Source organism: Gordonia ajococcus, assembly GCF_012974285.1.
Lineage (GTDB): Bacteria > Actinomycetota > Actinomycetes > Mycobacteriales > Mycobacteriaceae > Gordonia > Gordonia amicalis.
In genome coordinates this window covers 446,278-457,998 of sequence record NZ_CP052884.1, presented here as the reverse complement: position 1 = coordinate 457,998, position 11,721 = coordinate 446,278, and the positions used below count along the sequence as shown (strand labels likewise).

General features: G+C 68.0%; 13 protein-coding genes. 2 read left to right on the top strand and 11 right to left on the bottom strand.

All coding sequences use genetic code 11. From position 1 onward, the window contains the following. Positions 1–83: 83 nt before the first annotated feature. Both GAA2_RS02035 and GAA2_RS02030 read right to left on the bottom strand, forming a co-directional pair. The gene (locus GAA2_RS02035) at positions 84–686 is read right to left on the bottom strand and encodes a hypothetical protein (protein WP_191834676.1); all 603 of its coding nucleotides are present in this window, start codon (positions 684–686) and stop codon (positions 84–86) included. 158 nt (positions 687–844) lie between these two features. Beyond that, on the bottom strand, positions 845–1,048 hold the full coding sequence (locus GAA2_RS02030) for a cold-shock protein (protein ID WP_004022110.1): 204 nt from the start codon (positions 1,046–1,048) through the stop codon (positions 845–847). Between the two features lie 335 nt (positions 1,049–1,383). Between GAA2_RS02030 and GAA2_RS02025 the strand changes: the two genes are divergently transcribed. Continuing rightward, positions 1,384–3,711 (top strand): DEAD/DEAH box helicase, encoded by a 2,328-nt coding sequence (locus GAA2_RS02025; protein WP_191834675.1) that lies wholly within the window; start codon positions 1,384–1,386, stop codon positions 3,709–3,711. Further along, on the top strand, positions 3,704–4,255 hold the full coding sequence (locus tag GAA2_RS02020) for a hypothetical protein (RefSeq protein WP_024499537.1): 552 nt from the start codon (positions 3,704–3,706) through the stop codon (positions 4,253–4,255). The genes GAA2_RS02025 and GAA2_RS02020 overlap by 8 nt, the downstream gene beginning before the upstream one ends. Positions 4,256–4,265: 10 nt before the next feature. On the opposite strand, the gene GAA2_RS02015 is transcribed toward GAA2_RS02020, so the two are convergent. From GAA2_RS02015 to GAA2_RS01975, 9 genes are all read right to left on the bottom strand, one after another. Further along, a complete protein-coding gene (locus GAA2_RS02015) occupies positions 4,266–4,637 on the bottom strand; it encodes an Rv3654c family TadE-like protein (protein WP_024499538.1) in 372 nt (123 codons plus the stop codon). Continuing rightward, positions 4,634–5,035, bottom strand: coding sequence for a TadE family type IV pilus minor pilin (locus tag GAA2_RS02010; RefSeq protein WP_006435078.1), 402 nt, complete (start codon positions 5,033–5,035; stop codon positions 4,634–4,636). The genes GAA2_RS02015 and GAA2_RS02010 overlap by 4 nt, the downstream gene beginning before the upstream one ends. Continuing rightward, positions 5,035–5,250: a DUF4244 domain-containing protein gene (locus tag GAA2_RS02005; RefSeq protein ID WP_006435079.1), complete on the bottom strand. Its 216-nt coding sequence runs from the start codon at positions 5,248–5,250 to the stop codon at positions 5,035–5,037. Before GAA2_RS02005 ends, GAA2_RS02010 begins: the two co-directional genes overlap by 1 nt. A 197-nt stretch (positions 5,251–5,447) precedes the next feature. Beyond that, positions 5,448–5,822: a VOC family protein gene (locus tag GAA2_RS02000; RefSeq protein WP_006435080.1), complete on the bottom strand. Its 375-nt coding sequence runs from the start codon at positions 5,820–5,822 to the stop codon at positions 5,448–5,450. A gap of 126 nt (positions 5,823–5,948) precedes the next feature. Then, positions 5,949–6,563 carry a type II secretion system F family protein gene (locus tag GAA2_RS01995; protein WP_024499541.1) on the bottom strand — a complete coding sequence of 205 codons (615 nt, stop codon included), beginning with the start codon at positions 6,561–6,563 and terminating at the stop codon, positions 5,949–5,951. After that, positions 6,560–7,417, bottom strand: coding sequence for a type II secretion system F family protein (locus tag GAA2_RS01990; RefSeq protein ID WP_394854768.1), 858 nt, complete (start codon positions 7,415–7,417; stop codon positions 6,560–6,562). The genes GAA2_RS01995 and GAA2_RS01990 overlap by 4 nt, the downstream gene beginning before the upstream one ends. Continuing rightward, positions 7,417–8,655 carry a TadA family conjugal transfer-associated ATPase gene (locus tag GAA2_RS01985; protein WP_024499543.1) on the bottom strand — a complete coding sequence of 413 codons (1,239 nt, stop codon included), beginning with the start codon at positions 8,653–8,655 and terminating at the stop codon, positions 7,417–7,419. Before GAA2_RS01985 ends, GAA2_RS01990 begins: the two co-directional genes overlap by 1 nt. Then, complete coding sequence (gene ssd / locus GAA2_RS01980; RefSeq protein ID WP_191834674.1) at positions 8,652–9,710, bottom strand: septum site-determining protein Ssd; 1,059 nt, start codon at positions 9,708–9,710, stop codon at positions 8,652–8,654. The genes GAA2_RS01985 and ssd overlap by 4 nt, the downstream gene beginning before the upstream one ends. Before the next feature lie 1,019 nt (positions 9,711–10,729). Further along, on the bottom strand, positions 10,730–11,485 hold the full coding sequence (locus GAA2_RS01975; RefSeq protein ID WP_006435085.1) for a hypothetical protein: 756 nt from the start codon (positions 11,483–11,485) through the stop codon (positions 10,730–10,732). Positions 11,486–11,721 lie beyond the last annotated feature (236 nt).

The window sequence follows — 11,721 nt, the reverse complement described above, 5'->3', positions numbered from 1 at the left end:
ATTCCGTGTCGCGTCGTCAGATGTGACCCATACCGCGTTTCCAGCCAGCGTTTTCCCAGTTCAGGGAATTGTCGACGAGATCGCTAATGTATGTCCGCAGGTGGCCAATCCGGCACGGCGGCGGCATTGGGCGGCGGACCCACGTACTCGTGCAGACGGACGAGACGACGGTGCCCGGCGATGCGAAGTGCAGGTGAATGGCCACGGGTACCGACCAGAGTGGGTGCGATTCCGACCCTCATCAGAGCCGTCGCGAGGGCCGCGTGGGTGTCAGGAGCATGCGGGTCCAGGCCGAGCTGGTAGCGACCGGCATCGGAGTGTCCGGAGGCGATCACCCACAATCGCAACGCCCGGTACGACGGGATCCAGCCGGCGGGCATCGCCTTGACCGCCCCGGCCGACCATGCCTCGTGGAGCGCGTCGAGCTCATGACACGACGCGGTGCGAGCCAGCGGAGTGCCCTCGTCCGACGCGGTGCCCTCGTCCGACGCGGTGACCTCGGCCTCGAGACCGGAGGCCCGCATCTCTTCGACGATCTGCTCCGCGCGCCAGCGATCGCGGACGACGATCGAGACCCGCGTACCGGAATCCGAACGGACGGCCTGACCGTGCGCCGCGAGCAGACCCGCGAGATCGGAGTACGCGGGCTCCTCGGTCTCCGCGGAGAAAAACGACAACTGGCCCACAGATCGAGATTAGGTGGTCGGGGTCTCGGAAACCGGCCTTTCCGGCGGCGGTTCGCGTCAGCGCCCTACCCGGCCCCAGACAACAAACCGCTCCCGCCTCGACTGATCGAGACGGGAGCGGTTGTCGGCAATCTGCGTGTGCAGTTGCGCAGGTGGTCTCAGACCGCGCGAACGCCGGTGGCCTGGGGGCCCTTGGTGCCCTGGCCGACCTCGAACTCCACCCGCTGGTTCTCCTCGAGGGTGCGGAAACCGGATCCCTGGATCTCGGAGTAGTGGACGAACACGTCGTCGGAGCCCTCGTCAGGCGCGATGAAGCCGAAGCCCTTTTCCGCGTTGAACCACTTCACAGTTCCCTGTGCCATGTCTTGCAATCCTTTACATATCAACTGTCGCGACGCGATGGGTCATCACGTCGTGGCCGGTTGACCGCCATACCTCAAAGAGCCCCGCGAAGATCTGCTTCGATCCGCCAAACTAACCTCAGTACCACGGCTGCAACACGCTTGTCGCCCGCCTCGACGGGTTGCGAAAGCTGCGGCCGCACCCAGTCAATCATGTCCGGCCCAGTTGCGATAGTCGCATCAACCAAGATGAGCAAAAACCTCGCCAAACTTCAGCACTACGACATCCGTCGGTAACATCCCGACCTCCCCAGACCTCCCGCGGCGACACCAATTCGAAGAGTTTCCTCCATAAAATGCAGTACTCCACATTCGGGACAGACCTCCTCGCGAGGTCCCTCGCGGGCGCCGACCCCGACCATTCCCCACTCACCCATCTGTCGGTAATCCCGTCGCGCCCTGCGGCTTTCGCCGACTGGCCGGAGTGGGTACCGAAAGCTCTGCTCGACGCCTACACGGAGAACGGCATCGAACGTGTCTGGACTCATCAGGCCCGAGCCGCCGACGAAGCATTTCGTGGAAATCACGTTGCCATTTGCACCGGCACCGCATCGGGTAAATCGCTGTCTTACCAAATGCCGATTCTTTCGACTCTGCTGAATGACAGGAATTCGACAGCGCTATATCTGGCTCCGACGAAAGCACTGGGCGCGGACCAGATCCGGGCGGTGTCGTCGGTCATCGCCGGACGGCCCGAGTTCGGGCACCTGCAGCCCTGCGCCTACGACGGGGACACCGACCCCGAGATCCGGCAGTGGGCGCGCGTGCACTCACGCTGGATCTTCACCAACCCCGACATGCTGCACATCGGCATCCTCTCCCATCACGCCCGGTGGCGTCAGTTCTTCCGGAATCTCCGTTTCATCGTCGTCGACGAATGCCATCACTACCGTGGCGTCTTCGGCTCGCACACCGCGCTCGTGATGCGACGGCTCCTCCGGATCGCCCGCGCGGCCGGCGCCGATCCGACGGTGATCGGCGCCAGCGCGACGGTCGCACAACCCGCGGAGGCGTTGGGCCGCTTGATCGGTGAGCCCGCTGTCGCCGTGACCGAGGACAGTTCGCCCCGCGGTGAGCGCACCGTCGCATTGTGGGAACCCGACTTCCTGCCGGTGGTCACCGGCGAGAACGGTGCACCGGTTCGACGCTCCGCGGGTGCCGAATCTGCCCGCCTGCTGGCCGATTTCGTCATCGAGGGAGCGCGGACACTGTGTTTCGCACGCAGCCGGCGCGGCGTCGAACTCACCGCGCTGTCGGCGCGGAACCTGTTGTCGCAGAGTGCACCCGAACTCGAATCGAGGGTCGGGGCCTACCGGGCAGGCTATCTCGCCGACGACCGGCGCAAGCTCGAGAAGGCGATCTCCGACGGTGACCTCCTCGGTGTCGCGACCACCAACGCACTCGAATTGGGTGTCGACATCAGCGGATTGGACGCGGTGATCGTCAGCGGCTACCCGGGCACGGTCGCGTCGTTCTGGCAACAGGCGGGTCGTGCCGGGCGGCAACGCGAGTCCGGGGATTCGCTGGTGGTGCTGGTCGCCCGCGACGATCCACTCGACACCTACCTCGTGCACCATCCCGACTCACTTCTCGGCAAGCCGGTCGAGGCCACCGTCACCGATCCGGCCAACCCGTACATCCTCGGGCCGCACCTGCTATGTGCCGCCGCGGAGAAGCCATTGTCGGAGACCGAGATCGACGCGTGGGACGCTCGGCCGGTGGCCGAGGAGCTGGCGGCCGAAGGACTGCTGCGCAAACGCAAGTCGGGCTGGTACGTCGCCGCCGGCGTCGAACCACACGCCGAGGTCGACATCCGGGGCGGCATCGGCGGACAGGTCCTGATCGTCGACACCACGACCTCGCAGGTCCTGGGCACCGTCGACACCGGGCGCGCGATGTCGACGGTGCATCCCGGGGCGGTGCACATCCATCAGGGCGAGACGTACCTCGTCGACGAACTCGACCTCGATGACGGTCTGGCCCTGGCCCATCCGGAGGACCCCGACTGGACCACGTCGGCGCGCGAGACCACCGACATCTCGATCACCTCGACCCTGGAGAGCCGACGGTTCGGCCCCTTGACCGTTGCCTTCGTGGAGGTCGACGTCACGCATCAGGTGGTCGGGTACCTCCGTACGCTGCGGACCGGTGAGGTGCTCGACGCCGTCGAGCTCGACATGCCCGAGCAGACCCTGCACACCCGGGCGGTCATGTACACACTCACGCCGGAGGTGCTGGCCGAGGCCGGGATCGACGAGACACGACTCCCCGGCTCGCTGCATGCGGCCGAGCACGCCGCCATCGGCCTGCTCCCACTCGTGGCGACCTGCGACCGCTGGGACATCGGCGGCGTGTCCACCGACCTCCATCCCGACACCGGATTGCCGACGGTCTTCGTCTACGACGGGTACATGGGTGGGGCGGGCTTTGCTGAGCGGGGGCACTCCGCCTTCCTCACCTGGATCAACGCCACCCGGGACGCGGTCGCGAGCTGCGGATGCGAGAGCGGATGCCCGTCTTGTGTGCAGAGCCCCAAGTGTGGCAACGGTAATGATCCGCTGGACAAAGATGGCGCAGTAGCCGTCCTCGACCTGTTGTCTCGGCAATACTTGGCTCATGCATGACGAGGCATCCGACGGGGGGATCGGAATGAGGCGGCTGGTGACCCGGCCGTCGCGCGCCTTCTTCCTGCTGGCGCGTCCAACCCAGAACACCGACAACCTGCCGTCCTCGATCGGTGAAAGCGATGTGTTCTTCTCCGAGGAGGCGGCACTCGACGCCCTCGACCTTCACTACGGGTGGTGCGCGGCCCGCTCCGGCGGCTTCACCCCTGTGGTGACCACCGCCCAGTGGTATCTGCAGACCGCGATGATCGGCCCGCGGATCACGCCCTCGCTCGGTGAGGTGTATCTCGCCTCCTCCGACGCACAGTCCGGTGAAACCTGGGCGTCCGCGGGCGGGTTCTTGACCGAGGGCGAACTGATCCACTGGTCGTCGTTCGTCCGGGCGGTGCGGCCGTGGATCCCCGTGAACACCGGGACCGATGCCTTCGAGCTCGCCTACCGCGGCGACACCGATGTGCACTTCCACCAATTGTGGTTCGCCCCCATGCAATCGGTGCGGGTCTATCCGAAGCGGATTGTCGTCGACGAGGACAGTCGGAGCTAGCCCCAGGCTGCTACCCGACCGGCCCGGCCCGCGCGGAAGCACCGGCCGATCGCATCCCGAACCTGCCCAGATCGACCGGGACACGGACCGACACCAGCACGTCCTCGCCGTCGATGCGGCACGAGACCACCTCGGCGGACGGACGTTGCGTTGCAGCCAGTGTGCGGGCAGCCGCGCACGGGTCGGACTCCCCCGCGACGTGATCAGCGGCCGCCGCCAGAGCGGACAGGTCAGCGGCCGCCTGGGCACGGTGACGGGCGAGCACGGCGGCACCGACGTAGATCACCATGATCAGAACCGCTGCTAGAGCGGCGATCGCGAACGCGCCCAGCACCGTCGCATTGCCCTGGTCGTCGGACGCCACCCCGCCGACGGCTCTCATGGTTCGACGCCCGGTGCGAAGACCACCTGATCCTCCCCCCGCGGTTCCTTCGCGGCGACGGCCTGCGCCGACACCACCAGCCCGGGCAGCAACGCCACGGAGGTGCGCACCCGAGCGACGACCCGCTCACCCTGGACCGAAACTGCCACCACCGCTCCCTCCCCCGCCATGCGCTTCGCGACCTGACCCGCCGAATCGTCGCCTGCCGCAGTCAACCGTGCTGCCTCGCGCGCGGCGTCGGTGCACCGGATCTGAGCCGTCACGCCACCGATCGCACCGACGGCCAGCAGCACCGCGACCACGAGCGCGGCGATCGCGTACGCCGCCTCGACGGTCGCCATCCCGGACTCGTCCCGACCGATTCGAACCAGACGAATCCTCGACTCACGCAGGCGCATCAGCCCACCGAGGTGTTGAGCGCCTTCCCGATGATGCCGGTCAACGCACTGACGATGTTGTCGCCGGTGATCACCGTGTAAAGGATCGCTCCGAACGCCGCTGCAGCGATCGTTCCGATGGCGTATTCCGCCGTGGACATGCCGTCCTCGTCGGTGATGAGGCGCGTGGCGTGCGCACCGGCACGGTCGAAGATCCGAGAAAGATTGTGGTTCATGAGTTCTCCTGTCGAGTCGGGCGGCCATCCGGCCCTGCACCTACTTGGACGCATCAGACGTCCAATCGGATCCACCGATTTCCGACTCCCGCAAACCCACCACGAATGGAGCGACTCACGACCCCTGGGGGGTGGTGGATCTGCCGGAGAATGGTGGGTTTGCTCGACGGCGGAACGCATCTCGCCCGAACGGACGATCAGGCCGACGACCAGACACCCAGCTCGTTGCCGCTCGGGTCGGTGAAGTGGAAACGGCGGCCGCCCGGAAAGTCGTACGGACCGTTGACGATTTCGCCACCCGCCGCACGCACCTTCTCCAACGTGGCGTCGAGGTCCTCGGAATACAGAAGAACCAGCGGGCCGCCTCGGGCGGGCGCCGAATCGCCGAGCGCGAGACCACCTACCTCAGGCGAACCGGCCCCGCCCGGTCCGACGATTCCCGCGTAACCGGGGCCGTAATCGTTGAAGTCCCAGCCGAATGCATCGCCGTAGAACCTGCGCGCCGCCGTCATGTCGGTGACCGTCAGCTCGACGTAGTCGATCGCGTGATGTCGATGTCCGTTGTCCGCCATGTCCCCAGTGTGCTCGCGGGCACCGACAGATGTGAGCGCTCTGCGCGCAAACCCACCACGGATGGAATATCCACCCCCATCGGAGGTAGAGGATCTGTCGAAAAATGGTGGGTTTGCTCGACGACGTCAGAACGCGCCCAGGACCGTCGACGCCAGACCCACCACCACCGGCACGATCCCGAGACAGATGAACGCCGGCAGGAAGCACAATCCGAGCGGGCCGCTGATCGCGACGCCCGCTCGTTCCGCCGCGGCCAGAGCATCGTCGTGCGCGCGGCGTCGAACGTCGTCGGCCAGTTCCGCGAGTCCGCCCGCCAGCGATGAACCGGCTCGAGCCGATCGCCTGGCCAGGGCGGCGAGGGCATCGAGATGGTCGTCGCCCGAGGCCTTCGGGGCGGGATCGGCGTCGAGCAACGCCGACCATGCCGCGTCCGGATCGGCGCCGAGCTGGAGGAGGTCGGCGACGCGCGTGAGTGGCCGAGCGAGCGACGGCGGGGCACGACCGGCGACGACGGCGGCCGCGACTCCCACCGGCAGTCCGGCGCGCAGGCATACGGCGAAGAGGTCGAGGGCGGACGCCACGGCGAAGGGGTCCTCGCGCGGCGGACCGGCACCCAACCACCGCGGGGAGCGGTCGGGGCCCGGCGGTGGGTCGATGACGCGGTACAGCCTCCAGCGCGGTCCGGGCCAGATCATCAGCCCTGCAGCCAGCGACGCCACTGCGACTGCCACTGCGGTCACCGAGCCAGCACCTTTCCGGTGATCCGTTCGGACCAAGCGACTCCGGCCGCGGCCAAGACCGTCCCGGCCACCAGCAGGATGCCGCCGAGACCACCGCCGAGGAGCACCTGGATCGGACCCGCGCCGGTCGCCTGACCCAATGCGATCCCGAGCAGGGGCAGCCCGGCCAGCACCATGGCGGTCGCGCGGGGTCCCGACAAACCCGCACGTGTGCGGTCGGCGAATCCCCGGCGTGACCGGAGGTCGGATCGCAACGCGGCCAGCATGTCGACCATCGGCAGGCCGTACTGTTCCGCGGTCTGCCAGGCGACTCCGATCCGACGCCACGACGCAGCCCCCGAACCGACCTCCGAACCCGGCGTCGTTTCCGGATCCGGCTCCCCTCCCTCGATCGCCGACCCGCCGAGCGACGCGCGAGACGCCATCGCCTCGAGCCCGTCGGCGATCTCCGAACAGCCCCGAGGGTCGCCGACCGTGCGCCGGCGTAGTTCGGCGGCGGCGACCTCGCAGGCGTGGACCGGAGGTGCTCCGACGGAGAGCTCCGCGATCATCAGAGACAGCGCCAGCAGCAGATCGTCGAGCTGACGATCGAACTTCTTCTCCGCCAGCCGGCGTCGTCGAATCCACACCACGACGGCCACCACGATCGCAGCCGCGACCGCAGCCGGTAACCCACCGACCACCACGACCGCGGCCGGTGCACCTACGGCGAGCAGCACCGCCGGGTTCGACGACCGGGCGGTGCGGGATCGCCCGACGACCACCCGCAGACGCCGACCAGCGGGCGGTGGTGACCACAGCAGGACACCGAACCCGAGGGCGGCCAGCAGCGGGGTCAGCGGTGGAATCGACATCATGCCGACAGCCGCCGCGACGCGGACTCGTCCCCGAGCTCGTGGTTGTTGTCGTCGTCGAGTCGGCGATGACTCGCGAGCATCGCGTCGAAGAGGTACCGATGATCGGTGAAACCGCTGTCGCGCAACCAGATCGGAACAATGTCGATCCGTCCGTCAGGGGCTCGCCGTACGACGCCGATCTCGACCAGCCCGCGCGACCCGTCGGCCCTGCGCGAGACGCCGAGCACCATCTGCAGGGCTGCCCCCAACTGGCTGTGCAGCGCGTCCCGGCCCATCCCACCCAGTGCGGCAAGGGCTTCCATCCGCGCGGGTACCTCAGAAGTCGAGTTCGCGTGCACCGTACCGGCGCTGCCGTCGTGTCCGGTGTTGAGTGCGGTGAGCAAGTCGATGACCTCGCCGCCGCGCACCTCCCCCACGACGATCCGGTCGGGTCGCATCCGGAGCGCCTGCCGGACGAGTGCCCGCACCGGAACCTCACCCACCCCCTCGACATTCGCCGCGCGCGCCACCAGCCGCACCACTTGAGGGTGCCGAGGCGCGAGTTCGAGGGCGTCTTCGACACACACGACGCGCTCACGGGGATCCATCGCACCGATCAAGGCGTTGAGCAGCGTCGTCTTACCGGATCCCGTACCGCCGATGACCAGAAACGAGAAGCGGTGACGCAAGATCTCCCCGATCATCCCGACCACCTCCGCCGGGATCGTGCCGCTGTCGATCAGACTCGGCAGGTCCTTCGATGCCGACCGCAACACCCTCAGCGAGATACAGGTCCCGTCGGCGGCGAGCGGCGGGATGATCGCGTGTAGACGGACTGTGTATCCGCGGCGGCCGACATTCGACAACTGCCCGTCGACCCACGGTTGGGCGTCGTCGAGGCGACGCCCGGCACTCAACGCGAGACGCCCCGCCAGACGGCGGACCGATGCCTCGTCGGGAAAACGGATCGTCGTCGTCTCGAGTCCACGGCCACGGTCGACCCACACGTCGTCGGGTCCGGCGACGAGGATGTCCGCGATGTCGGGTTCAGCGAGGAGGGCCTCGAGTTTGCCGGCGCCGGTGAGTTCGGTCTGGAGGAAGCGGAGTGCCGCGAGCAGGTCGGTGTCGCCGAGTACGCCGCCGGCTTCGGCGCGAATCGCCTCGGCGATGACCGCGGGACTCGGGTCGGCGGCGTCCGCGGCCAGGCGAGACCGGACGCGTTCGAGCAGGTCGTCGTCGGTGCGTTCCGGTGTCACGCCGCCCTCCCCTGCCCGGCGACTCTCGTGTGGACGGCGCGGGCGGCACGACCGAGCGGGCTGCGGGGTCGAACACGCAGCGGTCCGCCCTCGAGTCGGACCGGGAGACGCGGGTCCGGCCGGAATGCAGCGATCAGCGGCACACCGATCGCGTCGGCGACCTGGGCGGGGCGTAACCCGCCCGGCGACGGACCTCGGATCACCAGTTCGACGGCGACCTCGTCACCGATGAGACGGCCGACGACACGCCGCGCCGCGGCGCAACCACCGACCGAGGGCGCCGAGACCAGCACGACGAGATCCGCCGACGCGATCGCCGTGCGGACGACGGGGGTATCGGCGCGAGGAAGATCGAGCACTACCAGATCTCCATGGGTCTGACCTGCGTCGATGACCGCGGCAACCGCATCCGCTCCCGGTCCGTGGGTCGGGAGACGCTCGGAGGTCAACACCGCGAGACCGCTCTCCGCACGGGGGAGGGCGTGGTGCAGTGCCGTTCCACCGACGACCCCGCCGTCGAGGGTGAGGTCCTGCCAGCGCAGTCCCGGACGCTGCTCGATCCCGAGCAGGAGGTCCGCGCCCGGCGCGACCTCGTCGAGATCGAGCAGCAGGGTGGGGGCTCCCCGCCCGACGCTGGTGAGAGCCACCGCGGCGGCCAGCGTCGACGCACCTGCACCGCCGTGCGCGCCGATGACCGCCACGACCCCGGCAGGCCGGCGTCGTGGCACGCGCACCTCCGTCAACGCCCTGACCAGGCGACTCTCGTCGGACGGCAACGCGGCCGCGTCGGTCGCGCCGAGGTCCATCGCCAATCGCCAGGTGTCAGTGTGCGGCTCGTCGGCGCTCACCAGGATCAGTCCGTCGCGACGCGGCGGATGAATGAGGGAGAGGACCGCGATCGCGGCCGGATCGGCAACCACCGCCCGGGTGGTGAGCCACTCCCGGCGACAGTCGTCGGCCCGACCGAACACTGTTCGGTAACCGGCGGCCGCCGCGCAGCGCGCGACGTCGTCGTGCAGGTCCGGGTCGACGAGAACGAGCAGGTCATCGGGCATGCGTCGATGATGACGCGGAGAAGGCACCGTCAGCCGGCGTCGGCTGCACCTGTGGAGATACCGAGCATGCTGTGGATCGAATCCACAGCGTCACAGACGGGCGGGGTACAACTGATCTCGGGCTGCCGACCCCAAGATAGAAGACAACCCCGGCCAGGGGGGGAGGAGGCCGGGGTTGTCGCGTTTCAGCCCCGGGGGGTCGGGCTGAAAGGCGCCGGTATCAGAACCGGGTACCGACGACTATACACACGGATTCGGATTCTTTGCAAGTACAACAATCCCATTTCGCAAATGTCCGTTCTGCTCGGTCGGGCCCCGCGATGGCAATACAGGCCACGGCTACGATCGCATTTCCCCAAGGAAGATTGCAGTCGGTGAATTGCGGACGCACCACGACGCCGACTGGCGTCGCGAGCGGCCTCCGCAGCCCTGATGGTCATGACGAACCAGCCCCCCGCCGGCAGGTCGAGGACTCCCGCACGACGCGCTGCCCGAACACGCACAGAGCGTCGAGTGCGGCCATCGGAGCTCCGAATGCGCTGCCCCGCAGCGCTTCCTGCCGATCCGGAGAGGTCGATCAACATTTGGACACCGATCACTTGATGTGACCGCGATCACGGTGTACAACAGTGGTACGGAAGTTCGGAAGGCCAAGCCCGATCCGGAAGAGAAGGACCGAGCCCCCACGCCGAGCACTTCCCAGCACGGGCGGCAAGTACCCACGCGGAGCACGCCGCATAGAGGCAAAAGCGTTGTGCGCCTGCGAAATCGCGACCAGGAGAAACGATCGCCACACTTGATGCGCCACAGCTTTCCCCCGACGGTAGACAGCCCGGGGAGAACGGCCCTGAGATGGCAGCACGTGGACGGTTCGGGCGGCCTGACTCGCGTTCCCTCGCCGAGGCGGTGACCACAACCCACCAAGCACGCTTGGTAACTTGAGTCCGTGCTACGCGGGCGGCAACCTCGTCGGTAACGACAGGGAGGCCGCCCGCAGTGCTGTCCGGGATCGGAACGGATTACCCCGCCCGGGCCGCATCTGCAATCGACTTCGCCTCCGCCGCACCGGCTTCGAGCGCCTCGCAGCAGAACACGAGCCAGTCCCGCAGTCCGTCCGGACTGCCTGAGGCGAACGCCGCGGACAGCGACCGATACTCCGCCACCCGCTTGAACCAGGTGACCTCCGGGACGCCCAGACAGTGGGGGTCGAGTCCGGTCGCCGCACCGACCAGCCTCGACGCGGCACGTGCGACCACGCCGTTGGCCGTGGGGAACGGCTCGAGCCCGAGAAGCTCGCCGTGCACCACCGCGGTGAGCACCGGCGCCGGCACAGATGTCGCACCGGTTATCAACTGCCCCAACAGGTCGAGACGTTCTGCAACATCCGTCTCAGCGCGCGGTCGGCCGAGCTGATCGGGATCCTCGACCAGGTCAGCCGCCGCCAGAGTGTGTAGCCGCGCAAGCGCCTGAGCAGGGGCGCGTCGGACCACGCCGGTCAGGATCTCGAGGGATTCCCCGTCGAGCGCCTGGGACACACGCATCGCGCCGGCGAGAATCGGATCGTCGAAGTCCCCGTCGCGTCGGAGTTCGACACTTCCCCCGTCGATCGCGGCCGACGAACGACCGGCGCGCCACGACGCCTCGGTGGCCGTCTTGTCCCATCCACGCAGGTTGGCGGGGTGCCGGTGGACCGCGGACAACGCGTCACGCGCCCGGTCGGCCGCATCGGCCACACCAGGAAGGTCCAGTAGCGGAGCCAGAGGATCGTTGGTCACGCCCCGACGATAGTTGCGCGAACACATCGCCTGTTCCCGGGACCCGGTTCCGGAGTCCCGAGGCCATGACGCTCGGCCCGCGACGGAAGTGGTTCAACCGACCGACAAAACCGAAACCACATCGAGTGGCCGCGCCGAACCATCAGCGCGCCTATTGTTAGTGACGGTTTCGGACAATTGTCCTAACCCATTCCCGTGGGCGGTCCTCACGGGCCACACCGACGCTTCTGCACAAT

Excerpts from the sequence above, each read along its gene's own strand:
- GAA2_RS02030 (WP_004022110.1), bottom strand. The coding sequence starts at position 1,048 with ATGGCACAGGGAACTGTGAAGTGGTTCAACGCGGAAAAGGGCTTCGGC.
- GAA2_RS02025 (WP_191834675.1), top strand. The coding sequence starts at position 1,384 with ATGCAGTACTCCACATTCGGGACAGACCTCCTCGCGAGGTCCCTCGCG.
- GAA2_RS02020 (WP_024499537.1), top strand. The coding sequence starts at position 3,704 with ATGCATGACGAGGCATCCGACGGGGGGATCGGAATGAGGCGGCTGGTG.
- GAA2_RS02015 (WP_024499538.1), bottom strand. The coding sequence starts at position 4,637 with ATGAGAGCCGTCGGCGGGGTGGCGTCCGACGACCAGGGCAATGCGACG.
- GAA2_RS02010 (WP_006435078.1), bottom strand. The coding sequence starts at position 5,035 with ATGCGCCTGCGTGAGTCGAGGATTCGTCTGGTTCGAATCGGTCGGGAC.
- GAA2_RS02005 (WP_006435079.1), bottom strand. The coding sequence starts at position 5,250 with ATGAACCACAATCTTTCTCGGATCTTCGACCGTGCCGGTGCGCACGCC.
- GAA2_RS02000 (WP_006435080.1), bottom strand. The coding sequence starts at position 5,822 with ATGGCGGACAACGGACATCGACATCACGCGATCGACTACGTCGAGCTG.
- GAA2_RS01990 (WP_394854768.1), bottom strand. The coding sequence starts at position 7,417 with ATGTCGATTCCACCGCTGACCCCGCTGCTGGCCGCCCTCGGGTTCGGT.
- ssd (WP_191834674.1), bottom strand. The coding sequence starts at position 9,710 with ATGCCCGATGACCTGCTCGTTCTCGTCGACCCGGACCTGCACGACGAC.